22 protein-coding genes are annotated in these 25,285 nt (G+C 50.8%); 6 read left to right on the top strand and 16 right to left on the bottom strand.

Annotation, left to right across the window (positions count from 1 at the left end):
* Nucleotides 1–18: 18 nt before the first annotated feature.
* Together BUA44_RS10740 and BUA44_RS10735 are read right to left on the bottom strand one after the other, a co-directional pair.
* Nucleotides 19–651, bottom strand: a complete 633-nt coding sequence (locus BUA44_RS10740) for a hypothetical protein (RefSeq protein ID WP_072811818.1) — start codon at nt 649–651, stop codon at nt 19–21.
* On the bottom strand, nt 638–2,683 hold the full coding sequence (locus BUA44_RS10735) for a dynamin family protein (RefSeq protein ID WP_072811816.1): 2,046 nt from the start codon (nt 2,681–2,683) through the stop codon (nt 638–640). Before BUA44_RS10735 ends, BUA44_RS10740 begins: the two co-directional genes overlap by 14 nt.
* A gap of 265 nt (nt 2,684–2,948) precedes the next feature.
* Here BUA44_RS10735 and BUA44_RS10730 point away from each other — a divergent pair, with 265 nt between their 5' ends.
* A complete protein-coding gene (locus BUA44_RS10730) occupies nt 2,949–3,227 on the top strand; it encodes a hypothetical protein (RefSeq protein WP_072811814.1) in 279 nt (92 codons plus the stop codon).
* Between the two features lie 132 nt (nt 3,228–3,359).
* On the opposite strand, the gene BUA44_RS10725 is transcribed toward BUA44_RS10730, so the two are convergent.
* From BUA44_RS10725 to BUA44_RS10685, 9 genes are all read right to left on the bottom strand, one after another.
* Nucleotides 3,360–5,108, bottom strand: a complete 1,749-nt coding sequence (locus BUA44_RS10725) for a carbohydrate binding domain-containing protein (protein ID WP_072811812.1) — start codon at nt 5,106–5,108, stop codon at nt 3,360–3,362.
* 5 nt (nt 5,109–5,113) lie between these two features.
* Complete coding sequence (locus BUA44_RS10720; protein WP_072811810.1) at nt 5,114–5,947, bottom strand: TIGR02147 family protein; 834 nt, start codon at nt 5,945–5,947, stop codon at nt 5,114–5,116.
* A 187-nt stretch (nt 5,948–6,134) separates the two neighbouring features.
* Nucleotides 6,135–7,394, bottom strand: a complete 1,260-nt coding sequence (lysA, locus tag BUA44_RS10715) for a diaminopimelate decarboxylase (protein ID WP_072811808.1) — start codon at nt 7,392–7,394, stop codon at nt 6,135–6,137.
* A gap of 23 nt (nt 7,395–7,417) precedes the next feature.
* A complete protein-coding gene (locus tag BUA44_RS10710; RefSeq protein ID WP_143151955.1) occupies nt 7,418–8,254 on the bottom strand; it encodes a hypothetical protein in 837 nt (278 codons plus the stop codon).
* A 9-nt stretch (nt 8,255–8,263) separates the two neighbouring features.
* Complete coding sequence (locus tag BUA44_RS10705) at nt 8,264–9,532, bottom strand: hypothetical protein (RefSeq protein WP_072811804.1); 1,269 nt, start codon at nt 9,530–9,532, stop codon at nt 8,264–8,266.
* A gap of 83 nt (nt 9,533–9,615) precedes the next feature.
* Nucleotides 9,616–10,995, bottom strand: coding sequence for an FISUMP domain-containing protein (locus BUA44_RS10700; protein WP_072811802.1), 1,380 nt, complete (start codon nt 10,993–10,995; stop codon nt 9,616–9,618).
* 3 nt (nt 10,996–10,998) lie between these two features.
* Complete coding sequence (locus tag BUA44_RS10695; RefSeq protein WP_072811800.1) at nt 10,999–11,505, bottom strand: FISUMP domain-containing protein; 507 nt, start codon at nt 11,503–11,505, stop codon at nt 10,999–11,001.
* The gene (locus tag BUA44_RS10690; protein WP_072811798.1) at nt 11,493–11,972 is read right to left on the bottom strand and encodes a hypothetical protein; all 480 of its coding nucleotides are present in this window, start codon (nt 11,970–11,972) and stop codon (nt 11,493–11,495) included. The genes BUA44_RS10695 and BUA44_RS10690 overlap by 13 nt, the downstream gene beginning before the upstream one ends.
* 457 nt (nt 11,973–12,429) lie before the next feature.
* The gene (locus tag BUA44_RS10685; protein ID WP_083579592.1) at nt 12,430–12,756 is read right to left on the bottom strand and encodes a glycogen-binding domain-containing protein; all 327 of its coding nucleotides are present in this window, start codon (nt 12,754–12,756) and stop codon (nt 12,430–12,432) included.
* A 191-nt stretch (nt 12,757–12,947) separates the two neighbouring features.
* On the opposite strand from BUA44_RS10685, the gene rpe reads away from it, so the two are divergent.
* Nucleotides 12,948–13,598, top strand: a complete 651-nt coding sequence (rpe, locus tag BUA44_RS10680; protein ID WP_072811796.1) for a ribulose-phosphate 3-epimerase — start codon at nt 12,948–12,950, stop codon at nt 13,596–13,598.
* Between the two features lie 164 nt (nt 13,599–13,762).
* Here the strand turns inward: rpe and BUA44_RS15980 are convergent, their stop codons facing one another.
* Both BUA44_RS15980 and BUA44_RS10675 read right to left on the bottom strand, forming a co-directional pair.
* Nucleotides 13,763–13,888, bottom strand: coding sequence for a hypothetical protein (locus tag BUA44_RS15980; protein WP_255370533.1), 126 nt, complete (start codon nt 13,886–13,888; stop codon nt 13,763–13,765).
* Nucleotides 13,889–14,110: 222 nt separating this feature from the next.
* A complete protein-coding gene (locus BUA44_RS10675) occupies nt 14,111–15,235 on the bottom strand; it encodes a hypothetical protein (RefSeq protein ID WP_143151954.1) in 1,125 nt (374 codons plus the stop codon).
* 206 nt (nt 15,236–15,441) lie between these two features.
* Between BUA44_RS10675 and BUA44_RS10670 the strand changes: the two genes are divergently transcribed.
* The 4 genes from BUA44_RS10670 to ahcY all read left to right on the top strand — a co-directional run bounded on the left by BUA44_RS10670 (nt 15,442) and on the right by ahcY (nt 22,274).
* Nucleotides 15,442–16,299 carry a TIGR02147 family protein gene (locus BUA44_RS10670; protein ID WP_072811881.1) on the top strand — a complete coding sequence of 286 codons (858 nt, stop codon included), beginning with the start codon at nt 15,442–15,444 and terminating at the stop codon, nt 16,297–16,299.
* Nucleotides 16,286–18,349, top strand: a complete 2,064-nt coding sequence (locus tag BUA44_RS10665) for an FISUMP domain-containing protein (protein WP_072811792.1) — start codon at nt 16,286–16,288, stop codon at nt 18,347–18,349. The genes BUA44_RS10670 and BUA44_RS10665 overlap by 14 nt, the downstream gene beginning before the upstream one ends.
* Nucleotides 18,350–18,549: 200 nt before the next feature.
* Nucleotides 18,550–20,394, top strand: a complete 1,845-nt coding sequence (locus tag BUA44_RS10660) for a DUF4153 domain-containing protein (protein WP_072811790.1) — start codon at nt 18,550–18,552, stop codon at nt 20,392–20,394.
* Nucleotides 20,395–20,813: 419 nt separating this feature from the next.
* Nucleotides 20,814–22,274 carry an adenosylhomocysteinase gene (ahcY, locus tag BUA44_RS10655; RefSeq protein ID WP_072811788.1) on the top strand — a complete coding sequence of 487 codons (1,461 nt, stop codon included), beginning with the start codon at nt 20,814–20,816 and terminating at the stop codon, nt 22,272–22,274.
* 140 nt (nt 22,275–22,414) lie between these two features.
* Here ahcY and BUA44_RS10650 read toward each other — a convergent pair whose 3' ends face one another.
* The 3 genes from BUA44_RS10650 to BUA44_RS10640 all read right to left on the bottom strand — a co-directional run bounded on the left by BUA44_RS10650 (nt 22,415) and on the right by BUA44_RS10640 (nt 25,158).
* The gene (locus BUA44_RS10650; protein ID WP_072811786.1) at nt 22,415–23,098 is read right to left on the bottom strand and encodes an FISUMP domain-containing protein; all 684 of its coding nucleotides are present in this window, start codon (nt 23,096–23,098) and stop codon (nt 22,415–22,417) included.
* Nucleotides 23,099–23,299: 201 nt separating this feature from the next.
* The gene (locus tag BUA44_RS10645; RefSeq protein ID WP_255370532.1) at nt 23,300–24,565 is read right to left on the bottom strand and encodes a TonB family protein; all 1,266 of its coding nucleotides are present in this window, start codon (nt 24,563–24,565) and stop codon (nt 23,300–23,302) included.
* Between the two features lie 107 nt (nt 24,566–24,672).
* A complete protein-coding gene (locus BUA44_RS10640) occupies nt 24,673–25,158 on the bottom strand; it encodes a hypothetical protein (RefSeq protein ID WP_072811782.1) in 486 nt (161 codons plus the stop codon).
* Nucleotides 25,159–25,285: the final 127 nt, after the last annotated feature.

Below are 25,285 nucleotides of genomic sequence, written 5' to 3'. Positions count from 1 at the left end.
TTAATCACTCTGCATAAATTAGTCTTGCGAATACAATGTTTTGACTTGACTTTCAAAGAAGTTTTCAACATCAGCGAGCCAATTCAATATATCACTTTCCATATCTAATAAAAAATTATCCACAGCCTTTTTAAAGGCTGCTTTATTTCGAGAAGGAACTATTTTGAAATATGACGAACAAGCAACAGTTGCCGCACCAGCAACAATCACAGCAAACGGAATATTTACAACACCTGATATCGCAAATTTAAGAATTCCACCCACGGCAAGTGTTCCCGCAGCAGTTCCCAGCGAGACGTACAACTGATTAATTTCTTTATAATCAATGCCCTTCTGAAATGCATCCAAGGAATCAATTTCAAAATGATATTTGTCATTTAGTTTTTCCCTTAAATTCAACCTATAGAAAGCATTCAAATGATTCGGATCTTGAAAAAAAGATTCCTGTTTAATCTGTTCGACCAAGGCGGTGTACATATCAACAATATACCCTTCACTTTCTGCAGCTATCCGTGAAGAAACTAGTTTCATTATTCTATCCAACGCACTCTTATATACAGAAGACATCGCCACGATATCGTCTGATTTAGAATGCAGGTCACAAAACATCTTCTCTACTTGTTTTTTTATTTCTGCGTTACACATTTCCATCAATTCCTCCTTTTAGTTCTTTAACAAGGTTCTCATTCGGATTTATTACCCCAAGGAGTCCGTTCAGTTCATTTAGAATAATTGCTATTTCATCAGCAGTTTTCTTTTCTTTTTTTATCCTTGTCAATTCATCCCTCTTAGCATCAGCATTCCTTGCAAGTTCTTTGGTATACGCAATAACAGTATGTCGAACAAAAGAACGAAGATCTTTTACCGCCTGTTGTTTTATACCATCCATTCTTTCGAGAATACTATTCTTCACAAGATGATAAAACTTATGCTGCGAAAAAACTGATCTATAACGAGTTTTTTTAAACGTAACCCCTTCTGTATAGCTTTCAGTCTCTTTAGCTTCATCACGCATAGAAGTTTTAATTTCATCAACAACTTCTTTCGAAAAATCAGGCTCCAATGTTACAAACTCTATAGAATTTTTATCACTGAGCGCAACTAGAGCCTCATTACACTCAGCAACGACTTTTTTTTGCAAATCATCTTCAAATTCAACAAACTTGTCAACCTGACAATACGAAATTTTTTCCAATTTGTCCAAGCTGGAGTCACCCTCACCTTCAATGCATTCAATTTCTTCAAGATAAGCATTCATCACTTTTTCTGCAGTCTTTGCGATAATCCCATTAGTTTTAGACCCAGCATATTTTGCAGCAATATTATCTACAGTCTCGTTCATTTTATTTTCTATATCAGTAAGAGCCGCTTTTGTTTCCTCGACTTTAACCGCTAATTTCGCAGGATTTTTAGCCTTCAATTTATAGTTTTCAATTTCTTCTCTTAGATTCGCCGCAATCTTCGCGTACATTTTCAAAATTCTTCCCAGAAATTCACTTAAAGCAAGAAACTGAGCCTTTCGTCCAAAACGATTTAAAGACTGATCAATTTTATCAAAATTGGAATATTTTTTTAGCTCACGAAGAAACGCTTCTTTCTCTCCTTCCGCATTAAACCATGCCGCTGTCAAAAAAGGCTCTATTCTTTTTTCTGCCGTCAGATTTTTCATCTGAGCTTTAATTTCTTCTGTAGATAAATTTTGAAAAGAGTTATGGTATAATTCGGCTTTACTATCTACAGAAATAATCTGTTCATTCACTATTCCACGGCGAGTTTCAGCCTTCTGAACTCCAAACATATTAACAAATTCATCACGAGCCCTTTCAATGGTCTCATTAGACTCCGCAGCAGCGCGCGTCAAAATTAAAAACATTGCATTTTTATTTCGGTCAACACTTTTAGACTCTAAAAATTCTTTAAAACTCTCAGCTTCAATAGCAACTCCAGTAATAGGTCGCAAAAACATGATTGCATCAGCAGACTCAATATATGCCGCCGTAACATTTCCAACTCGTCCTGCAGCATTTACACCCGGAGAATCAATGATTCTAACGCCCCTCATACTTTTATCTTCAAAGGGGTATTGAATTTCAATCTTTTCAACCACATTCTTCCAATCAGGCTGTTTCTTTTTGATGTACGTTCTTATCCTCTTTTCATATTCATCTCGGGGCAATCTATGAATATTTTCTCGTTCCACACCCTTTAAAAGATCTCTTATAATTTCTTCAGGAATTCTTTTGTCCTTATACTTAACAATAATTTCATTATTAATCGTTGTTACAGGAATATCCCTATATTCATCATCTAAAGCAGCATTTGCAACGAGAAAATCTTTTATGGTATCTTCTCCACGATATTCCCGCTCTCGTCCATCCGCAAATTTAGCATACAAGACAAATTCTTCACCATAACGAATCTCTACAACTGAACTTGTGCATTGTCTAACATCCATTGGTAGAATTTCAACACCAAGATATGCATTTATAAAAGTTGACTTTCCGCTCTTCGCTTCACCTGCAATCATTAAGCAAAATTTGTCTTCTTTTATTTTTTTTGCTTGTTCTGCAAGAATTTGTAAGGAACGATCATCTTTTATTCCATTGACTTGATTTGCGACCTGAAGAAATTCATTATAGCAGGTCAAGACATCATCTTTTGCTTTTTTATAACTCGTTATCATAGGTGTTTCCTTAAAAAAAACAAGCAGGTTTTCGCTTTAAATTCGAATCTCTGTATAGTTGAAGGTTAAGGTTTGTTTTCTAATATAACAGAAAAAATATTTTTTTTGACAGTTCTACTGAAAAAAAAAGAGCGTCTATTATTCCAACTTGGAATATCAACGTAAATGAAAAATTTTTCCCAAAGTTCCACTTTCTGGAACCTCGAAATTTTCAACCTGTGGAGAAGATTTCGTCAAGAGTATATTTGCTTAAATAGGATACCCTATGGCAAAATCTGAAACCACCACATTCGTCTGCGGCAAATGCCAAGTTGAAACCGAACTCCCCAAGTTTCTTGCAAAGACAATACAGTACTGCCCCTTCTGTGGAGCACGCTGCAATCCGCCCATTGACGAGGTCCGGAAGAATATCAAATTTTCCGTCTACCCATTCATCGATGATTACGGCATGGATTTTGTCATCGACACCATCAGGAGCATTAAAATCGAGGAAGGAGCCTCCGCCTGGGACGCACTTGTAAAGGAATACTACCTGGGGAAATGAGCCGGTACAGCCTTGACCATTCCCCACACCTTTTGTCGACTCGACACACCCAATTAACATTTTGTAATATACAAAATGTTAAACGAAGTTAGACTTTCATCGATTTTCTTCATGTCCTTGTATTAAGCCCCTTCACTTTTCCGGGCAGATATAGCTCTTTTCATCTTCTGCAAGGATCATGCTGGTCCATTCACCTTCAGTGCAGCAATATCCATCGGGCATGCTTCCATCCGGATTCTGTTCCAAGTACTTGTCGCAGTCCTTCTCATACCAATTGGAACCAAGGCAGATCTGATCTTCCAGAACCTTGCCTTCTGTCCCTTCGTCACCACACCTGGCAGGCTTCCACACCTTATCCGTGCAAAGAACCATCCTCTCGCTGGCGGCAGCTATTTTCATCTCGCCTGTTTCACAAGGCTCCTCGAGCTTTTCAGCTTCAAGGTATCCCTTTCTATCTATGCAACCGATTCCCACAATCTCGATAGAACCCGTTTGCTCGAAGTGCCAGGTAAAGTTCGTCACCTGCCCGTTGACCCCTTCGATAGTTCCTTCGCCGCAAACACGGCCCCAACATTCGTATTGCAAGTAATCCCAGGGAATATAGACAGTTTTCCACTCATCACTGTCCGTAATATACATGTAGTAGTCGCCATCTTCGCCACCCAAGGGCGATCCCACGACAAACTTGTGGCCGTTCCCCTTGTAGGAGTATTTTATGACTTCGCAATCAGAATAGTCCTCCGGTTCACCGCGCTCGTTCAGCCAATAGCCCAAGCCCGCATAGTCGTAACCTATCTTTTTCCCGATATCAAACGTCGCCTTGATGGTATCGCCAGCGTTCCTATACGAAATAGCGGAGACACCTCCGTCCGCCGAGTCCGTATAAGGTGTCCAATCATCATAGACTTTTTTGAGCCAGCGGCCATCCTTGCACCTGAATGTCGCATGTGCAAGTTCGCTCATGCTGTTCATGTTTTCCTTCAATTCGCCTTCAGCCTTCTTGTCGCAATCGCCGAGTCCGTAGTTTTCCCACCAGAACTTGTCAACCGACTTCTCGAATTCCGGAATCGTATCGGAGAGTTCCCAGTCCTCCATGTTCTTGCGAATGGAGGCATAGTAGTCCCCCTCACTCCGTGCGCTTGCCCAGTCCGCAATCTTCGTCGCAGTCACGCTGTCGTCCCACACGCCGTCATTCTCGATGTCGTATGCAAAATCCGCAAGTCTCTCCGAAAATTCCGCCTCGGAAAGTTCTCCCTGCATAAGAATGCTGATGGCGAGCAGGACCGCGTTCCCCTTGCCGGACTCAAATATAGACAGGCCTTCGAACCCCTCGATTGATTCATCTGCGACTTGGAACGCCTTGAGGATTTCCTGTTCCGCCTGTTTTTTCGCCTCGGCCACGGAGGAACCGTCATCTACCAGGTGCTGCATGCGTTCGTAGGCAAGGTGCGTGAGCAGGTTGATGTTCGCCGTCTCCCTGTCGGATACGTCCACCAGCGCATTGAGCGAGATGGATGCCACTGAATTCTTGCCGCTCACCTCGTTGCGGTAGAAACCGTTTGCCTCCAGCAACACATACTGCGCTTCCAGATTGAGATGCGTGAAGCGGAAGTCACCGCGATCGCTCGCAATCTTTCCCGTAAAGGCACGACCGGTCTGCCCCAAGTTATCCACGTTCAGTTCGTAGAGCCTTACCGCAGAACCCTTCACGAAAGGCCCCTTCTCGGACACGCCCGCAATGGTCTTGTCCTCGATGGCAATCTGCGTCTCTTCGGTAGCACCGCCCGTATGCTTGTCTTTATCGTCGGAGGAGCATGCGCCCAATCCGAACGCGGTAAACGCAAGGGCAGTGTAACAGGCTATTTCAAAAAACTTCTTCATAAAGTTTAATCCTTCTTCGGCTTCACGCTCCACGTGAGCGGGAAAAGTTGCAAGTTCAGTCGATAGACGCGTTCCATGTCGTCGTCTTCGGTAGCGATGGCGATAATACGCCTTCTAAAATCCGCGAGTTCCTTCACTATCTTCTGGAACGACTTCTGCGTGAGCCCTAGCGTAAGGCCCGAAACAGAGCGCTCGGAAAGCGGCACGTTCTTGATAGCGTCAAGCGCGAAGGCTCCCATCTGCAGGTGCATCTGCTGTACCGCGAGAGGCACAAAATCCATCTTGCCCGTAGAAACCGTCTTGTTAGTTTGTTCAAACTTATTCTTGCCGGACTTTTTCAGGAGCCCCATAGCCGTCAGGTACTCTATAGTCGCAGACACCTGCTTCGCGGTGATTTTCGGCATGCACTGTACCGCCACCTGCTTCGGCTTTTTGCCGGGCATGTGGGGCACCAGCTCCCTGAGCACGGGGTTCAGCCACGATTCGAAATACCCCATGGATTTCTGCCCAAGCACATTGACGCAGTGCGCCTTAGATAAAGCCTGCATCTCTTCGAAATGCTTCTGCCTTATGGCTTCGCGCCTCGCCTGGTTGAACGCCACAAGCGACCTGAAATACGCAAGTTCGAAACCGTCCAGCCCCATGGCGTGCGCAACACGCAAGATTCCGGGCCCGCGAAGCCCAGACTTTCCCTCACATACCAGCTTCAGGTAAACCGGCGAGCGGAAGCCCGCAAGTTTCGAGAACTCGCGCCACGTCATCGCCGTATGCGTTTTTTTGTCGCTGAACCAGTCGCGCATGAAGGCATGATAGTCCTGGTATGTGATTACGGAATCCATATACTAGGAATATATACGCTCGTTGCTGAAAATGGCGTGATGATAGATACAAAAACGCCAAATAACGTCTAATTTTTAACAATATCACAAAAATTTACTTTTGTATGATACAAAATAGCCTGAAATAAAAGAAAAGCGGAGAATTCCGCTTTTTTTATAAGAAAATTTATTTAGAAAATTTACAGAACTATAGGTCAATAACGCGGTCGTTCTGCAACAGCTGTTCGAAAGTCTGCCTTTCGCGGATGACCTTGAGCTCGCCGTTCGTGTACATGGTCTCGGCAGCGTAGCGGCGGCTGTTGTAGTTGCTGCTCATGGCTGCACCGTAGGCGCCTGCGTCATGGAGAATCAAAAGGTCGCCGACCTTCGCCTTCGGGAGCTTGCGGGTCACCACGAAGCCACCTTCTTCCTGCGTGAACACGTCACCGGATTCGCAGAGCGGGCCTGCCACGACGGCATCGACCATCTCGTTCATTTCGCGACCGTCGCGGGCGATGATGGAAATGCCGTGATAGCTGCCGTAAAAGCTCGGGCGCACCAGGTCGGTAAAGCCGGCGTCAAGCAGGTAGAATAAATTGTCGCCCTGTTTTTTGACGGCGCGGATTTCGGCCATCAGGTAACCGCTTTCGGCCACCAGATAGCGACCGGGTTCGACTTCCAGGTGAACCTCGTGGCCGATGCTCTGCTGGATGTTCTTGCGGGCCTTGTCCCACAGGTCGTAGTAGGCCTGCATGTCGATGCGGTTGTCCTTGTCTTCTTCGTGGTACGGAATCGGGAGGCCGCCCCCTGCACTGATGGTGCGCAAATGAGAGCCCAGGCGGCGGCTAGCATCGACCATCGCGTCGCAAACCTGCGAGAGGTGTTCGAAGTCGGAGCCGGAACCGATGTGCATGTGGAGCCCTGTAATCCACATCCCGTTTGCCTGCGCGAGCTTGACACAGTCCTTGATCTGTTCGTGCCACACGCCGTGCTTGCTGAGCGGGCCACCGGTATTCACCTTGCTCGAATGCCCGTGACCAAAGCCCGGGTTCACACGGAGCGTAAGTTCCGACTTCACGCCGAAATCGGCAAGCTGCTGAATCATGTCGGGCGAACCCACGTTCACCGCGATGTCGTACTTCTTCACGAGTTCAAGCGCGTCGCGGTCGAAGATATCTGCGGTGTAGACAATTTCGGGAGCCTTGCCCTTCTGCTGACCACCCTTGAAACCCGCCTTCAACGCGCGCACGATTTCGCCTGCAGAGACTGCATCCACCACGCCACCGAGCTTGCGCACCAGCGCTACGATGGAGAGGTTCGGGCAAGCCTTCTGGGCAAAACGCACGGTGTCGAAAACCTGGACCTCTTTCACGCGCTTTTCAATCGTCGCGCGGTCATAGAGCCAGAGGGGGGTGCCGTACTGTTCGGCAGCCTTCACGAAAACTTCTTGGGGGATGGAATAATTCATGGGGGGAAAGATAGTAAATCTCCCTAATACAGATACCATTCCCAATCAATCTTGTAGACACTGGTGTATTGGTACTGCGCCTGCACGCTGTAATCGGCCAAGTAACCCACTTCAGAAACTGTCTTGCACCCGCCCGACACGGTCTTCTCGTCATCGCTGGAGGGGTCATCGTCTACGACCTTCGGGCAGACTTTTATTTCGTCCGTATTTACAGGAATAGTCAGCGCCTTGCTGCTTGTACCGCTCCACGACGTGATATCGACCTTGTCCAAAAGCAGACCCGTCGACAGGGATTTCAACAGCGAACCCTCCGAATAGCAATAGACCGTAAAACTCACCTCCGGATCGCCCGCGTTATCAAATATGTCCCAGTCACTCGACACCTGCTTGTAATAGGTGAGCGAGAACTTCATCGTTTTCGAGGTCTTTAGGTAATATGTCTTGGCAGGAGCCGAGCTGCTAGAACTGTAGTACGAGTAATAACTTGAGGAACTGTAGCGGTAACTCGAACTTGAGTAGCAGATATAGTATCCGTAATCATCATAGCACTTATTGGTGCAGTAAGAGCATTCGTAGTACCCGTAGGCATAGTAGCAGTTGCTGCAGCAAGTGTAGTTATAGCGTGCCTCGCACACGCTGAGGGCTTGCGCCATCGAACTGCTCGACGCCTTGATCTTCGCTTCACGTTCCATAGAATAATACGTGTCATTGCGTGCCCAATCTTCGGCATCGTCAATATCCTCACTGGCCGCTTTCAGCGGGCTATCTCCACATGCAGTGAGGAACGCCATAGCAAGGCAGGCCGCTAGTGCGACAAGAAGGGTGTGAATCCATTTTTTATAAACTTGTCTACAATTCATGGGGCCTCCCTAGAAAGTGTATTCAGCCAAGAGCCGGAAGGAGAAATATCCGTCGAAAAGATATTCGTATTGATGAGTTCCATTGCTTGAGCCATCATTTGCGAGCAAAGCCTGAAATTCAAAACCAAATCCGTTGTGCTGGACGCCCACACCAAGCCAGAGGCCAATTTCAGCATCCTCCGCCGCAAAGAAATCAAACCCGTCACCATTATCGTAATCAAAACTGCTGTAAGAATAGTTCCGGTAAAAATCTACCTCGTAATCGTACCACTCGGCTATAGGCTTGCGCAGGTCAAGCGTGACACTCCCGAAGAACATGCTACCAAACCGAAATTCAATGGGGATGTCCAGCGTGATGTTTTGGTAACTGATCGAGCCATCCTCACTAACTGTGGTGTAGCTATAGCCATAGTAATAATCATAGGTATTCCCGTATACAGTCATTTCGTCATCAATGTTGAGAGTATTGTTCCGGAACGCGATGCCTATACCGGGAGCAAACGTAACGTAGTCGTGCCACACCCACTTGAACGTATATCGCGGGAAAAGTTCCAGCGCCTGCGTAACATCCAGTCCACCAATATAACCGTATTCATCTTCGGCCAGGAAGCCGAGCGAGAACGCGATTGCATGCGAAAACTTCTTGTTCTTGAAGCGCCTTGCGGGTTTCTTCGCGACGGGAGAGGAATCATCGCTTGATGCCGGCGAAACATCTTGCGGAGCCTGCCTTGTAGACTTGCGTGGCATGGCGATTGCCTGAACCGCGAAAGGCTTTACCTCGGTATCGGAAGAATAGTGTATCTCGGCGTAGCGCGGGATTTCCTGGCTCCTGGGGCGAATATCCGTAGTCACGTTCCTGAGCGATGCAAACGTGAAGGAGGGCCCGTGCAACGTGGCCTCGAGAGTACAGAATTCCTTGCCCGCGCACATTTTTGCAAGTTTATCCGCAATTTGCATTTTTTGAGCATCCCTGTCAAGCGGAGCCGCGCTTTCAACGCCGAGTTCTAGCGAATCGCCTTCTACATCCGTACCGGGAGCCTTGTGGCTAGAATCATAATCCAGAAGTTCCTTATTCGATAGCAGTGACCTGGACTTTGTCATCTGCGAATAGGTTCCGTTCCTGAAGAATATCTCTACAGCACAGAAGCGCTTGCTACAAATTTTACCGAGGTCTTCAAAAATACGCTTGTCGTAAGCAGGTGCAGCCGATTCTTCAGGAGATTCCGGCGAGACCGCCTCATCTACGAAAACGGGAGCAGGTTCAGTAACAGCCGACACACTATCCTGTGCAAAGCACAATCCGACGACAAAAGGCAATATCAAAAACAATAAAACTAATTTATTCATAGCTCGCCCGACCGTTATTTCTTGAAAGAAAGGTTGCCATCCTGTACACAACGGACAGAATATGTACTCCGCTTGTCGGACTCGCCCAAACGGAGTTTATCGTCACAAAGTTCCCAGTAACTTGCAACCATGTTATTCACTTGCGTATTGCTCCAGTACCTGGCACATTCCTTCTTTTGCGGTGGAGCCTGTGTCCCGTATTCCGTGTACTTAGCCAACCTCGCACTGAATCCGTAAAGGTCGATGCCCGGATTAGCCCACCCGCGGGCGGCCTTGAGCATGGGCGGGATAGGGGCGCCATAGCTATTAGCATTCACGAAATTCCCGAGTTCTTTCCAGTCGTCATCCGTGGGCAGGTGCCAGCCCGCCGGGCAAGACTGCACGGCGCGCCTCCAATCACCAGCACCTAGATCCACCGCACTCCATTCCTGCTTGCCGATAATGACGCTCTTGAAAATCCTCCCGCTCTTGAACGCACGGACCGTGCGGAGCGGGGCAGTGCGGTCGCCCCAAAGCATGCGGCCGTTGAACCCTCTCTTCTGGATTTCTTCCTCATTGAAGATGGCGTAATCCTTCCACTGGATACCCGACGTGTTTATGAAACGCACTACGCCCGCCTTGTCAATGGAAAGGAGTTTCGCACCCGCAAGGATGGACTTGCCGAAAAGGAATCGGTCGTTCACGTAGTAACTGAAGCGTTCCTGCTTGGCCTGTACCACCACAATCTTGCCGCCAATAATGTCGATATAGTTACCGGCCCGCGAGACCTGCTTCTTGATTCTCTGTACAAACAGCGGCGAATAGTCCCCCTGACTCAGGACACCCTCCCCACAGGCCTCGTACCACTTGGAAAGCTGCGCTTCAATAGCCTCGCGCTTCGCCCTGTTGATTGCAAGCGCCAGGTTATACCTGATCATCGCCATTCCGTCATCGAGAGGCTCGGGAGAAACTTCGCCAATGACCGTCATTATATTGGAGACCTGGTATGTTTCCGGAGTGAGGGCAGCAGCACACGCCTCGATCATCGCACGCTTATCCGAGAGCGCGTTGGAAGCCTTGACCGCATTCAGCTTGAATTCGCCGGTGAGTTCAAAAAACTTCGCCTCGAATGCAGGGAGTTCAACCTCGTAAAAGTGCTGGCACGCCTCGTCGGGGATATCGTTCAAAAGAATCGAGCCACAGCGATTGTTCATGGCGGCGACATTATTCGCCTGTGTCCACAGGTCGTTGAAATTCTTCTGTTGCGTGGCGTCGAGATTTGCATTTTCGCGAAGGTCTTTCAAGAAGCTGATTTTTTCACCCAAGTTCTCGGACGAGGGGAGCGATATAGAGATGTCGCCTGCGAAAACGGATGCGCATGCGGCAATAAGCGTGATGGCGGTTCGTTTAAGCATGGGCTAGTCCTTTATGCAGCGCACGGCAAAGAGTTCTTTTTTCCCGGCAGCACGCGGGGCGAGGTTCGTGTAGTCGAGTTCCACGTCCCACACGAACGCGGTTTTATTGTCGGCCTGCGTGCTTGTCCAGAATGCGGAAAAGGCTGTTTCGTAGCAGAGCCCGTTATCGAACGTCTTGCCATCATCATGGCATGCCAGGTTCACGACATCGTTCTTCGCCTTGCGCGCACTTTCGAGAGTCGAGAATTCCTGGAGACTCGGCAAGTGAAAACCTTCGGGGCACGCGCTGTTCGCACCTTGCCAGTCATAGACCATGAAGTTGTCGGCACACTGCTGGCCATTATTACCTTGCCTGTAACATTTTGCACCTTCGACCGGCGCATTCGCATTGTCGGTCATCCAGGTCTGTTGCCCGATAACCACAGTCTTGCCTGCGCACCCCATAAGCGCCATACCGGCCACGAGATGGCATGCGACAAATAGCGCCTTCAATGTCCTTATTTCCACCATTGGTTATCCCCGGATTCATCGATCATCTGGTTGCGCGCAGGCTGTGCAGGAGCGGGTTGGGCGGGCTGCTGGTATGCAGGCTGCGGGGCCGGAGCAGGCTGGGCGGGCGACTGGTATGCGGGTTGCGATGCAGGTGCAGGTTGAGCGGGTTGCGGCGCCGCATGTGCAGGCTGCTGTGCGGGGGGTACGTAGTGGTCCATTTCCGGGTCGTCGGGCGGGTTGTCCACAAAACGGAAGCCCTGGCGAATCATGCAGTTGTTCACGGCGCGGCCCTGCTTGTCGTCGGGCAGCATCTGCATGCTCACGTCGTATTCGCACTGGGCAAGCGCATTATCAGTTTCGTACTTGGAGTAACCCGCCTTGTACCATGCGGGAGGGTTTGTCGCGCACGAACACAGGAGGATTGCCGCAGTAGCAAGGGCGGCGCATGCAGGAACGTATCGGGAAAAACGCGCTTTGATTTCCATAGAGTCTCCGTTTTTTTTGCGGGGAGGAAAGCGGCGAAAAAACGGAGGGCCAATCAAAGGCGGTCATTGCATAGAAAAAGGCGTGTGTTGCCAATCGATTGCTTGCAGACTGAGGCTCGGCAAAGCCATAACGCACAAACAAAAATCAACAACCCACGCCCCGAACGGGACGTGAGCGTTTGCCTATTACCTTCCGCGTTTGAATTTTGCCGATTCCAGTCAAGAAGATAATAAGAAGCAAAGCTCCATAAATCCGGACGCAGGTTACCCCGCTATGTAAGTGTAAATATAATTAAACCAAGACGCTGGCGCAATAGGGTCGCACCAGAAATGTGAGCAAACGCATCTTTACACACCATAATATGATATCTAGCAAAAAACGCCGAGCGATTAGCCCGGCGTAATTTCTATATGGATTCTATCGCGCCTTGCGCTCCAGAATGACAAAGAACGTTAATTAGACGTGCTTGATCTTGTTGTCGCCTGCGTCCCAGTTCTTGCCGTCGCACACGAACTTGTATTCGTAGTCGCCAGCGGCGAGGGAAATCTTCGCAGTCCAGAGGCCAGTCTTCTTGTCCTTCTTGAGCATGTCCTTGTCGACAGCCCAGTTGTTGAAGGAACCGGCGACGGAAACGGTCGTTGCGAGCGGGCAGTCGGCGACGAATTCGACGGCGACCTTCTTCGCGGCGGCGGCCTTCGGAGCGGCCTTCTTTTCGGCGGCCGGCTTGGCGGCGGCCTTCTTTGCGGGGGCCTTTGCGACCTTGTTTGCAGTAGTCTTAGCCATGATTTTATCTCCTAATGTTAAGTTCGGGTTCAAAGTTAGTAAAAAATAAGTTTCGTGGCTAGATGTAAAATGAAGGCGTTTTGGGGGCTGACGATGCGTATTTCCGGCTTGATGATGTTTATTTTGGGTTTGAAGAAGTGTATTTCTGGTTTGGTGATGCGCCGGGCCTTGCTTTTTGCTAATTTTGGCGTATGCTCAAACAAATTATCGCCCCCAGCGTGCTGAACGCTAACTTCCTCGAACTCGGTAACGGCCTCAAGGCCATCGAAAACGGCGGCGCAGGCCTCGTGCACCTCGACATCATGGACGGACACTTCGTGCCGAACATCAGTTTCGGCCCGGGGATTTCCGCATGCGTGGGCAAGGGCACCAAGCTCCCGCTCGATTGCCACCTGATGATCGAGAATCCCGAAAACTACGTGGGCGAATTTGCGAAGGCGGGTGCAAGCATCATCAGCGTGCACGCCGAAACCACAAACCACCTCGACCGCCTGCTGCACCAGATTAGGGAACTCGGCGTGAAGCCCGCGGTGGCTATCAACCCGGCGACCCCGCTAGAAAGCATAAAGTACGTGCTCGACATCGTGGACATGGTGCTCATCATGTCGGTGAACCCTGGCTTTGGTGGCCAGAGCCTTATCCCGTACTGCCTCGACAAAATCCGCGAACTGCGCGCGATGAAGCCGGAACTCGACATCCAGATTGACGGCGGCGTGAAGCTCGACAATATCCTCGCCTGCAAGGAAGCGGGCGCGAACGTGTTCGTGGTGGGCTCCGCGATTTTCGGGAAGAGCGACCCCGAGGCGGTATGCCGCGAGTTCGTGAAATTAGTTAACGGGTAGCGTGGGCGCCGCGTGCGGCGCATGGACTAGGGCGAGCTGTTTTACGGCGGCCAAGCTGGTTTACGGCGGCCAAGCTGGTTTACGGTTGGCGGGCAGACCAAAGCAAGGATTCAAAGCCATTTAGTCTGCCGATTTTTAGTTTGTAGGCAACAATTTGGATGGTTTTACGGCTGGCGGGCAGACCAAAGCAAGGTTTCAAAGCCATTTAGTCTGCCGATTTTTAGTTTGTAGGCAACAATTTGGATGGTTTTACGGTTGGCGGGCAGACCAAAGCAAGGTTTCAAAGCCATTTAGTCTGCCGATTTTTAGTTTGTATGCAACAATTTGGATGGTTTTACGGCTGGCGAGCAGACCAAAGCAAGGATTCAAAGCCATTTAGTCTGCCGAAATTCGTTTTTTTCACATTTAAGGGCGGGAAACCCATCTCTAAAAGCAGACTAAATCGGCAAAACGTAGCCATTTGGTCTGTATAAAAGGGAAATCCCCACCTAAAGCGGGGATGCCAGCGGGTGCTAAACCGCTATTTTAAATGCGTTCAGCGGGCTTATCGCGGGGATTTTCCGCTGGGCCTGCAGGCGCGTGACGATGATACCCGGGCGCACGTGGAACGCACGTGAAAAATACTCGATGCAGCGCGGTTCCTCGAATCGCCCGCAGCAAATAATCTCGCATTCCTCGGCTTCGGTGAGCAGTAGGTTCTCTGCGATGCGCATTGCGGCAACACCCCGCGCGGGATCGCTCGAAATTACTTTATCCGCAGTCACGAGACACGAGAGCCTCTTGCGGTTATACAGGATATGCCCCATCGCGCCGTATGCGGATTCCATGAAGTCGCCATCGCTTGCCGTACCCGTGGGCAGTTGCAGTACCGGGCGCGCACCCTTCCAGAAGCACGCCGCCCGCGGGGCTGGCGCCGCAAGGAACGCGGGCACCTGCAATACGGCGACATCGCACTTGCGGAGAGTTTCCACAAATACGCGCCGCAGTCCGGCCCTGTAAGGCACCGCATTGTTCCGCAAGAAGGCAAGGTTACGCGCGATGCACCCGCGGTCGATCTCGAAATCTGCGGGAGGGCGGCTCACCTGGAGTTCCCCGACGCGCAGCCATGCGGAATAGGCGTGCGGGTTGAGCGTATCTTGCGCAATCGCGTAGGCCTTCTGCCAGCCGGCAATACTCGCGACGCCCATGAACTTCATTACCTCGCGGGGAACGAGCCCCGATTCGTAACGCTGCGCATGCGAATTGCACGCAGTGGTCGCAGCAGTCGCAGAGGCCTCGTTGTGGCCGATAGCACCCATGCCAGCGGTGCCCATGCCGGCGGCGCTCGCAATAAGCCCGCGCGATTCCAGTTCACGCACCGGGAAGCGGCGCGCCCACGCGATAACCTCGCGCGAGCACAGCATGCGGTTGAATTCCCTGCGGCCCGCCTGCAAAGCACGCAATTCGCCCTTCCGGAAATTCCACAGTTCCTTCGCAGGAGTGTCGAGCAGAAACTCGATGGCCGCGGCAAGTTCCATCGTGAAGTTGTCCACAATCTTGCGGCGCGACCAGCCGACACGCAAGCACAAATCCTCTTGCGTGTAGCCCTTCGCGGCCATTGCCCGGAACATTGCCGGAGTGAAAACTTCTGTTACCATCGCCATGCAGTAAAGATACATTTTTTTAATCGCAACCCGCAACGCGACCCGAGCGCAACCCCGCAACACGCCCCCGGCCCGCATATAATACACCCGCGTATCATATACGTTGCATCTTGTATCATATTTTTCAAAACACAAATTATTTTTATAAAAATTGCGTTTTTTTGTTGCTTTTTCGCCTAATTTGTATTATTTTTACTCACATGAAGCCAATAACCGAGTACAGTGACTACCGTACCTACATGCGCGACTTCTACGAGGAGCGCAAGAGGGTTTCTTATTTCACATGGCGCGAATTCGCAAGCCTCGCCGGTTTTGTCTCACCGACATACCTCAAGCTGGTTTGCGACGGGGGGACGCGCCTGAGCAAGCCCGGAATAGCGAAGGTTGCGCGAGCCATGGGGTTAGAGGGGTTCGACTACACCTATTTCGGGCTGCTCGTAAAATTCGGGAACGCGAAAAGTGCCGCGGAGAAGGAGGCGGCACTTCGCGAACTCGAACAGGAGGCCAGGCTCAACAAGATACGCATCGTCGATGCCGAAGCCTTCCACTACTACGAAACGCCCGCCTGCCCCATCGTGCGCGAACTCGCCCCGATAATGCCAGGAGCGGCACCGGGCGAAATCGCAGCGAGCATCAGGAACAAGACATCGGCACTCGACGTGCAGGATGCGCTCCAGTTCCTGGTGAAGGCGGGGTTTCTCGTAAAGACGGGCAAGGGAACCTACGAGCAGACGGAAAAATCCGTGAAGGGCTCGAAAGAGGCCATCCCGCTCGCCATCCGGTCCATGAACCGCGAAATGGCGGGCCTCGCCATGCAATCCATCGACACGGATAGCCCCGAGGAGCGCAACATTACGGGCGTCACCATGGGAATCGACGAGGCCGCCTACGCCCGAATCGTAGAAACGATAAACGACTGCCGCAAAAAAATTATCGACATCGCGCGCGAATGCGAGAACATCAACCAGGTGTATCGCGTGAACCTGCAGCTTTTCCCGCTTTCGGACAAAGTAAATAATAGGGTTGTAAAAAAGGAGACAAGCAATGAGCAAGATTAAGCTAATTCTACCCGCATGCTTCATTGCGTTTTTCGCCTGCTCCTGTTCGGAGAAGGTGACGGGCACCACCGAAGACGAGAACACGGTCATCGCGCAGGGCGAAAGTTCCTCAAGCGAAGTCGTCGGCGAACCCGAGCCGGGCGAACCGGAATCCTCGAGTTCCGCGAGCAAAACTCCGAACAACCCAGAAACCATTGAACAGCACATCTACGCCATCATCGACACCAACACACGCGACATATTAATTGGCGGCGAATACGGCGGTATAGGCGGAATCGGCTGCGGTGGCATAGGCGGCATAGACACCGCCACGACAAGCACCACGCTGAACCTCATCACGCTCGACAGCGTCCTTGCGGGCCGCATCGAAGTACTGACCCAAGGCGGATTGTCCAAAGATGCGGCAGATACCACCGCCAAGTGGGAACTGCTCGGCGTCATCGGCGTAGACAGCATACTCCGCGAGCACCCGGGCGTCGATACAAAGTTCATCGACTATGCGCTTGACTACATTTTCGGAGGGACCACGAAATCCGAGTTCTTCAAGGAAGTGGCAGAAACATTCGCAAGGACCGGCACCCTCGAGAAAAAATACTACTGCAACTTTAGCGACCTGTTTCAATTCCGGAAAAACGACGTTTCCACCATATATTCGGCAAGTGCATTCCCCAACTACATCCTCTACGACAATACGGCATACACACCCAAGGGATGTGCTGGAGGCTTTTCGCGCCCCGTACCCAAGTTCATCGTGAACAACGTTGCACGTAAGTGCTTTGACATTCCCTATTGCACTACCGACCTGAAGGATTCCATCCGCATTGGGGAATACATGACTGATTCCATCGGCATCGGGAATATCCGCTTTATATGCCGCAAAACCGGCTGGGACATCCCCACCGACAAAGAGGTCTACACGTACAATCAACCCTGCAACAGGGAAGGCAAGTACATCTTATACGGGGGCAAGCCCATCAGCAAATCATTTGTATGCAGTCTCGACTCGGGCTGGTACGAAGCAGAAACCATCGATGCAGAAACCTTCGACGTGCCCTGCGACAAGCACGGTAAACTGTACACAAGCCCGAATAACCCGGCCAAAACCTATGTGTGCCGCAAGGAACACTTCTGCAGGAGTTACGACTTCTACAATGCTGACGCCCCCTGCATGGACGAAGGCTGGGATTACGCGAACCAGAACGACATCGAAATGTCAAAGACGGAATGCACTACCGACGGGCAGACGCAACAGAGCGAAAACGATCCGAACATGTACTACGTTTGCCAGGACGGGAGATGGAGCGAGTTCTACAACAGGCCCTGCGATACCGACAACCAACGCATCAAAATCGTCAACGAAAAAGTCTGGACAAACTTCACCGAATACATCTGCTTCAACAAGACATGGCGCCCCACGTACGAATGGCATACCGACTATCCGGCGGAATACTACTTTAACCCCGAAATTGATTACGGAAGTTTCAAGGACCCGCGCGACAACTACGTCTATCACACGATAGAATACAAGGGCCGTACATGGATTGCGGAGAACATGAAGTACGCCGGATTTACCGAAAGCGAACTCGCGAAGGAAACACGCTGCCTCGATGACAGTTGCAAGAATATCGGAAGGTACTACAGCGTGAACGTCGCGGCCAAGGTATGCCCCGAAGGGTGGAACCTCCCCGATTCCAGCGACATACTCACGCTCGGGACAAGGCAACCGGAAACCCCGCACAACATTTCGCAACTGGGCGGTACAGGGAGCAGTTATTCAGCGCCCGACACCTACGGACTGAGTTTTATACTGAGCGGAAGAATCATTGACACCGACCAGCCCTATTCACCCTGGCAAGGGTACACCGCCCTCTTATGGATGAACGAGTCCAACGAAAAAGGAGAACGACTTATCGCCAAGGTAGGGTACTACGAAGTTGAATTCTGGGGATACTACACCAATCCGCAAACCTACCGGAATACCTACCCCGATACGGACCCGACGGCATTCACCGACCAGACCTTCCTCGCGGTGCGCTGCGTGAAGAAGTAGTACAAAGATTCCTGATATGAAGGGAAGATCCCCGCCTCCGCGGGGATGACGAACGGTTAGCCCCCGTAAATTCATAACTGCAAGGAAGATCCCCGCCTCCGCGGGGATGACGAACGGTTAGCCCCCGTAAATTCATAACTGCAAGGAAGATCCCCGCCTCCGCGGGGATGACAAAGTCACGACAGTATTATATTTAACATATGGTACTTGACGCTTTCAAAAAATACCCGAGCCAGATTTCGAGCGCGTTCAGGCGGTTCCCCATCGCATCGGCACTCGCCTTCTTCACATTCTTCGCGCTTGTTTACAACACGGAACATACAGAAATCTTTGAAAGACTCGCCGGAATGAGATTCCTCGCGTGGCTCGGTATCTACCCTGTCGCAGCGATGCTCATTTCCCTCACGACATCGCTCGTGCAGGAATCCCTGAAAAACGAAAGCAAGTTGCCGCAGGCAATCTCGGGCGCAGCATGGCTCGCGCTTTCAATTATACTTGCCTTCGGTATCACCTCCAGCGTTGCGATGCAGTTTTCATTGCTGGCACATTACTCCACGCTGACATATTACTTTATTGCAAGTACCGCGCTTGTGTACGTGACCGCCACGCTCGGCATATTTATCGCCCCGTTCTGGAAAAACAAAGACGAAAACGCATTCTGGATTTTCCTATTCAAGAACCTCAAGGCGCTAGTTGTCGCCGCGCTCGTCACAGCACTCCTGCTCGCATCCGTAGAAGCGCTCGTCTTCTGTTTTGGCGCACTTTTCGAACATGAATTCGACGAGAAGGTTTATTTCTACATCTTCTACTTCTGCGCAAGTGCCGTCTTCCCCATACTCTACTTCAGCGGCATCCCCGCCATCGAGGAATGCCACAGCGAAACACCCGCGCTGAACAAGTTCGCCACGAGCACTATCCGGTTCCTCTTCGTGCCGGTACTTTCGCTCGCCATACTCCTCTTTTACGCCTACATCGTCAAGTTCATCGTGCTGTGGGATATGCCGCAGGGAATGGTATCGTATTTCGTCTCGGGATTCATGCTGTACATGCTCGCGCTCGTCACCATCCTGTACCCCACGCGCCTTGCTCCCGGCAACACGTTCGAGAAAAAACTCCTCAAGGTTTTCCCCGCAGCGTGCATCCCGCTCGTGGCCATGATGTCCGTCGGCCTTATCCGCAGAATCAGCGACTACGGCATCTCGGCAGAACGCATCTACGCCGCGACCATCAACATCTACTTCTACGTCATCATCGCGGTCTTCCTCATCGACAAAATCAAGTGCAAGTCACGCTACATCGCCGTCATATTCTGCGCGCTCTTCTTCGTCATCACCGATACCCCGCTGAGCGCATACAGCATTTCGCAGCGCGTCTGGATGGGGAGCATCAGGGAAGCCCTTGCCGAAGCGGGCTACACGGAGTTCCCGCTCAGCAAGGATGACGCCCGGAAATTCGTTATCGACCTGCGGAAAAAAGATGACGAGAACTCGAAGCTACTTGTTTCGCGAATGCTCGAGCTTGCCGAAGCACACAACCCGGAATTCACCGGATATCTCCCCATCACAGGATACGACTACGCATTCACCAACGACCTCGCCGAAGACGAATGTTGCGAGGATTCGGACAGCACGGATGCAGAGCCGTTCGATCAGTTCGAGGTCAGCATAGAGTACCCCGACAAGGCGGTGCTCCAGGTACCCCGCGGCACGAAGGGCGCCGTCGCCATAGACCATTACTTCAACAACGATGAGTTCGAATTCGCGGGCGACACGCTCACCTTCCGGATTTCGCTGAAAGAAGACAGCGGCTGCAGTTGCAACAGCGACGAGAGTGACGCATGCGCCGACAGCACCGCAGGCCCGGCAGGCGAAAGCGCAACCAGGACCGTCTACAGCTTTACCGTCGACAGGCAGACGCTCAAGCAGGACTCCACAAGGCAAATCAAGACCGACGGGGCCACGTTCGGGATAAAATACCTGCATGCGGAAGAAGAGTCGAAAAGCAGCAAGACGCTACGCATCCGGGGAATATTGTTTACGGAATAGTTGACGCTGGTTGATGCGGATTAATGCGGCAAATTGAAAAATGGCGGTGAAAACGACAAAAAGTTTCCAATTTCACCGCCAGAAATTACTTTATATGTATAAAAAGTCGCTATTTGAGAAGTATTTTCTCGCCGCCCGGCGGTGAAACGCAATAAAAATAACGATTTTCACCGCCCAAAAGTTACAAAGTAACCTCCATCGCCATGTTTCTTTACACACAACATAGCAAAGTGGCGGTGAAAACATCAAAAAAATTTCAATTTCACCGCCATTTTCCCAAAAATGCCTGCACGTATACACTTTCCGCACGGTTCTCGTTGACGTAAAATATGCATAAAACTATATTTATGCATAAATAAGGATGTGCGACCGACAACCACTATAAGATGGTTGCAAAACCCGCGCCAAAAGGAAACATTATGGAATACAAAATTAAGGATATCAACCTTGCTGTGGAAGGCCGCAAGGAACTCGACCTCGCCGAAACCGAAATGCCGGGCCTGATGGCGCTGCGCAAGGAATATGCAGGCAAGAAGCCGCTCGCTGGCGCCCGTATTATGGGTAGCCTCCACATGACGGTGCAGACCGCCATCTTGATTGAAACGCTGGTGGACCTCGGTGCCGACGTGCGCTGGGTCAGCTGCAACATCTTCAGCACGCAGGACAACGCTGCCGCCGCCGTGGTGGTGGGCAAGAAGGGCACTGTGGAAAACCCGCAGGGCGTGCCCGTGTTCGCCTGGAAGGGCGAAACCCTCGAAGAATACTGGGAAAACACCGCCCGCGCCCTCGTGTGGCCGGACGGCAAGACTGCTGACCTCATCGTGGATGACGGCGGCGACGCCACCATGCTCGTGACCTGCGGCGCCGAATTCGAAGACGCCGGCAAGGTGCCCGAATTCAACCCCGCTACCGACAGCGAAGAATGGGGCGTGTTCCTCGCCACCTGCCGTAAGATTTTCGAGAAGGACCCGAAGCAGTGGACCCGCGCCCGCGAAACTCTCCGCGGCGTTTCCGAAGAAACCACCACCGGCGTGCATCGCCTTTACCAGATGGCCCAGGCCGGCCGCCTCAAGTTCCCGGCAATCAACGTGAACGATTCCGTGACCAAGTCCAAGTTCGACAACCTCTACGGCTGCCGCCACTCCCTCATCGACGGCATCAACCGCGCGACCGACGTGATGATGGCAGGCAAGATTGCAGTCGTGTGCGGCTACGGCGACGTGGGTAAGGGCTGCGCCCAGTCCCTCCGCGGTCAGGGCGCCCGTGTGATCATCACCGAAATCGACCCGATTTGCGCACTCCAGGCCGCCATGGAAGGCTACGAAGTCAAGACCCTCGACGAAGTCGTGAGCATGGCCGACATCTTCGTGACCACCACCGGCAACACCGGCATCATCAGCGCCGCGCAGATGGGCAAGATGAAGCACCGCGCCATCGTCGGTAACATCGGCCACTTCGACAACGAAATCGACATGGCCGGCCTCAAGAAGGTTCCGGGCATCAAGCGTAACGAAATCAAGCCGCAGTACGACGAATGGATTTTCCCCGACGGCCACAGCATCCTCGTGCTCGCCGAAGGCCGCTTGCTCAACCTCGGCTGCGCTACCGGCCACCCGAGCTTCGTGATGAGTGCAAGCTTCACGAACCAGACCATCGCTCAGATCGACCTCTGGCTCAATGCCCAGGGCAAGCAGACTGTCGCCGGCATCAAGTACGAAAGCGGCGTCGTCTATACGCTCCCGAAGATCCTCGACGAAAAGGTCGCACGTCTCCACCTCGAAAAGCTCGGTGTCCACCTGACGACCCTCACCAAGGCCCAGGCCGACTACATCGGCGTGCCTGTGGAAGGCCCGTACAAGGCGGATCATTACAGGTACTAATCGCGAGAGTCGCGCCCCCGCGCCTTACATGTCATCCCTGCCTCCGAGCGGGGGTCTCCTTTTAGCAAAAATCCCTCGGCACTCGCCGGGGGATTTTTGGCATTATTCTACTTTTAGTAATCTATACTATTGAGCCTAACTTAATCAAAATTCTTTATGCAACGAACAGAATAGCCAAAATGACCCTCATGATGGCAAGACATGTATGTTGAATTATTTGTATAAAATCTAATTGCGCAATAAAGTCCGTCTTGTTCGTCGTCAGCCCAAAAAGTGGATTGCTCGTTTATAGCCAAATATCCCCTATGGGGATTAAAGATTCCTGCAGGCAAAACTGAAAATCCAGCAATGTCTAACCCATCCGCTTCGTTACTCCAGCCTTCTTTAGATTTTAAGTTGGCTCCAGCAAATTGCTCACCGCCTACTAGATTTATGAGCATTTTCCATTCGTCTAATGAAGGTAAATGCCATCCATTTGGGCACAATTGAAAGATAGATAAGGCAGGCCTAGTATATAGGAATCCGTATTTCTCGCAATTGACCTCTTCATCATTGTAACACTTAAAAAGAATATCACTATTTACATCATTGACGAAAAATTTAAGGTTTTCAGCCATCCAAGTTTGCGTTCCAATTTGTACTGTTTCATAAACTTGAGAGTCTCGTTCATCAGTAAACGTTCCAATATTTGTTTGTATATCTATTTGAGGTATTATAGGCTCTTCGGATTGAGAGTCGCTCCCGTTATCACCGCAGGCAGAAAAAAAGAAAGCCGATATAATTAATTCTGGAAAAAACTTGTGAAACTTCAAATTCAATTGCATAAGTGATTCCCGGCTCCTTTGCTACCTAGGGTTGGTCTTATTCATCTTTTTTTGTCAGAACTTTTTTCTTTCTATAAGTTAAAACTCTATTGTCTAAAAAAATAGCAAAAAAAATGGTTTGGACAACGCCCTGATATGCGCATTAGCCCTTCATCCTAGAGCGCCTGAACTTGGCTAAATCGGAAATCATTTCACCCCGAATCACCGCTGATAAAACGTGAGCGGGATCGTCACCTTCGTGCTTCCGGACTCCACCTCTCCAAACGGTATCCCACCGACATAGTCACTGACCGCATTATCGAACTCCTTGTAACCGGTCGAGGAATATGCGACGGCTGTATGGAGAACTTCACCGCTCGGAGCAATTTCCAGTCTCAGGACAACGCGGCCTTCGAATCCGGGTTTCTTCTTCAAGAACTTATTGTAAACATGACGCAATCCTGGCTCTCGCTGGTGCATGATTTCCAGGACATCTTTGGCGGAACGGGAGCCACGCACCTTGATATCATCGGCCCATGACGGAATCAAGACTTTGCCGGATGGCCTAGTACTTTCGGCTTTTGACGAACCAGCTGCTTCCTCAAGCAGCTTGTCAATATTCTTTTTGAATTCTTTAGACTTTTCCATCCCGACCAATTTCTTAAATATCGCCCTCGAGCTGGAGGCCACCCTAAAACCGCGAGGAAGGGACATTGAAGGTTTGAGACCGGTCAACCGGTAAATTTCCCGATAGGCCATTTTTATCGAGCGAAGGCGAAAATCTTCATCCAGCTCATAAACATTGACCCAGACGTACTTGAATCCTATTTCCTTCAACGCAATTATCAAGGGGGTCAATTCATGGAACCTATTCCGCCTAAAGAAACTGCCATCGATGCATAAAGTAATCCTGTCAGCGTCCCACCTGTCAGCATACGCCTCGCGAACACGAATCAATGTGCTGACAATAACATCAAACGCAGAAAGCGGAGCGATAGCGGCATCTCCCCGCCATATCCTTCGCATAGAATTCGGAGAAAGCGTAGCAAGCGAATCCCCTTCGGCAGGCAATTTCAAATCCTTCGGCGGAATCATGCCCAAGTCGCCCTCCCCCTCCATGCTGAGAAAATCGCCTTTGCCATCAACATAGACGCTATCCGGCGTCGCGACCAGTGCCGAATACATATAACGGGGGAACGGATAATAGACCGCCCAAAGGAGACGCCCCGGATCCTCTTCGAAATCCTTCTCGATTGCCGCATAGCGATGTGCGTACGGATAATCAAGAACCTTATAATACACATTCGGGATAGGAAACCAGCCAAGGGCACCGACAACAAGATAGTCATCGCGCACGTTGACGTTAAGCATCAGGTCCTGTTCCCAGCAGTAACCGTAGCCAAAGCAAAGCGACACCACAACCGCAAGGGCAAAGAGGAGCCGATTCTTTTTGCTCAATCCGTTTTCGTTACAAGCAAATTTACTCATAGGACTTTATGCTAAATATATAGCAAACCGCTACAAACATCAGGCAAAAAACACATTTTCCTGCCCAATTTTCATGGGATGTTACACATTTTCCCGCCTAGTTTCCCTCAAAAGCATTCCACCCACTTGCCGCGGGCGACGGCGCGGGCGTGAATGGGCCCGAGCATCCGGCTGCCTTCCAGCGCCCAGAACACGAGGTAGCTCGATGCGAGATCGACCATGTGCATGCAGTACCTGGCGGTCGCGAGGTTGTGCCGTTCGCGGTTGAAGCACGACACCATCAGCAGGCGCCCGCTCTTCACGGCCTTCTTGCAGAAATCGGGCAGGGTATCCGGCAGCTTGCAGCCCATGAACCACACGGCAGAGCCGCCATATTTCAGAACAAGGTAAAGTATCTCGCATTCCGAGCGCGAATGGAACGTGCCGACAATGCACTTGCGTTGCCTCCCCTTCGCTACCGACCACTGCTCCTTGATAATGCTCCCCACGCTATCCAGCTGCCGCGACGCGAAAACACCGATGCGCGCATGCGGTTTCTGCAGCAGTTCCACATTGCCTATCGTGCGCATTCCGACCATATCGAATTCCTTCATCTGTACTCCTTTTTTGGGCATTTCCATTTTTACCGCATAAAAAAAAGACCGTCTCCGCGACAAACGCGGATAGACGATCTAATAATACGGGGCCGGCCACCTGACCGGCTGTTTTAAATATACAAAA

The sequence above is a fragment of the Fibrobacter sp. UWR3 genome (assembly GCF_900143055.1).
Classification (GTDB): domain Bacteria; phylum Fibrobacterota; class Fibrobacteria; order Fibrobacterales; family Fibrobacteraceae; genus Fibrobacter.
This window is presented reverse-complemented; position numbering and strand designations above follow the sequence as displayed.

What these genes read in the sequence shown, in the direction of transcription:
- BUA44_RS10740 (WP_072811818.1), bottom strand. Translation starts at nt 651, where the DNA reads ATGGAAATGTGTAACGCAGAAATAAAAAAACAAGTAGAGAAGATGTTT.
- BUA44_RS10735 (WP_072811816.1), bottom strand. Translation starts at nt 2,683, where the DNA reads ATGATAACGAGTTATAAAAAAGCAAAAGATGATGTCTTGACCTGCTAT.
- BUA44_RS10730 (WP_072811814.1), top strand. Translation starts at nt 2,949, where the DNA reads ATGGCAAAATCTGAAACCACCACATTCGTCTGCGGCAAATGCCAAGTT.
- BUA44_RS10725 (WP_072811812.1), bottom strand. Translation starts at nt 5,108, where the DNA reads ATGAAGAAGTTTTTTGAAATAGCCTGTTACACTGCCCTTGCGTTTACC.
- BUA44_RS10720 (WP_072811810.1), bottom strand. Translation starts at nt 5,947, where the DNA reads ATGGATTCCGTAATCACATACCAGGACTATCATGCCTTCATGCGCGAC.
- lysA (WP_072811808.1), bottom strand. Translation starts at nt 7,394, where the DNA reads ATGAATTATTCCATCCCCCAAGAAGTTTTCGTGAAGGCTGCCGAACAG.
- BUA44_RS10710 (WP_143151955.1), bottom strand. Translation starts at nt 8,254, where the DNA reads ATGAATTGTAGACAAGTTTATAAAAAATGGATTCACACCCTTCTTGTC.
- BUA44_RS10700 (WP_072811802.1), bottom strand. Translation starts at nt 10,995, where the DNA reads ATGCTTAAACGAACCGCCATCACGCTTATTGCCGCATGCGCATCCGTT.
- BUA44_RS10695 (WP_072811800.1), bottom strand. Translation starts at nt 11,505, where the DNA reads ATGGTGGAAATAAGGACATTGAAGGCGCTATTTGTCGCATGCCATCTC.
- BUA44_RS10690 (WP_072811798.1), bottom strand. Translation starts at nt 11,972, where the DNA reads ATGGAAATCAAAGCGCGTTTTTCCCGATACGTTCCTGCATGCGCCGCC.
- BUA44_RS10685 (WP_083579592.1), bottom strand. Translation starts at nt 12,756, where the DNA reads ATGGCTAAGACTACTGCAAACAAGGTCGCAAAGGCCCCCGCAAAGAAG.
- rpe (WP_072811796.1), top strand. Translation starts at nt 12,948, where the DNA reads ATGCTCAAACAAATTATCGCCCCCAGCGTGCTGAACGCTAACTTCCTC.
- BUA44_RS15980 (WP_255370533.1), bottom strand. Translation starts at nt 13,888, where the DNA reads ATGGCTTTGAAACCTTGCTTTGGTCTGCCCGCCAACCGTAAAACCATC.
- BUA44_RS10675 (WP_143151954.1), bottom strand. Translation starts at nt 15,235, where the DNA reads ATGGTAACAGAAGTTTTCACTCCGGCAATGTTCCGGGCAATGGCCGCG.
- BUA44_RS10670 (WP_072811881.1), top strand. Translation starts at nt 15,442, where the DNA reads ATGAAGCCAATAACCGAGTACAGTGACTACCGTACCTACATGCGCGAC.
- BUA44_RS10665 (WP_072811792.1), top strand. Translation starts at nt 16,286, where the DNA reads ATGAGCAAGATTAAGCTAATTCTACCCGCATGCTTCATTGCGTTTTTC.
- BUA44_RS10660 (WP_072811790.1), top strand. Translation starts at nt 18,550, where the DNA reads ATGGTACTTGACGCTTTCAAAAAATACCCGAGCCAGATTTCGAGCGCG.
- ahcY (WP_072811788.1), top strand. Translation starts at nt 20,814, where the DNA reads ATGGAATACAAAATTAAGGATATCAACCTTGCTGTGGAAGGCCGCAAG.
- BUA44_RS10650 (WP_072811786.1), bottom strand. Translation starts at nt 23,098, where the DNA reads ATGCAATTGAATTTGAAGTTTCACAAGTTTTTTCCAGAATTAATTATA.
- BUA44_RS10645 (WP_255370532.1), bottom strand. Translation starts at nt 24,565, where the DNA reads ATGAGTAAATTTGCTTGTAACGAAAACGGATTGAGCAAAAAGAATCGG.
- BUA44_RS10640 (WP_072811782.1), bottom strand. Translation starts at nt 25,158, where the DNA reads ATGAAGGAATTCGATATGGTCGGAATGCGCACGATAGGCAATGTGGAA.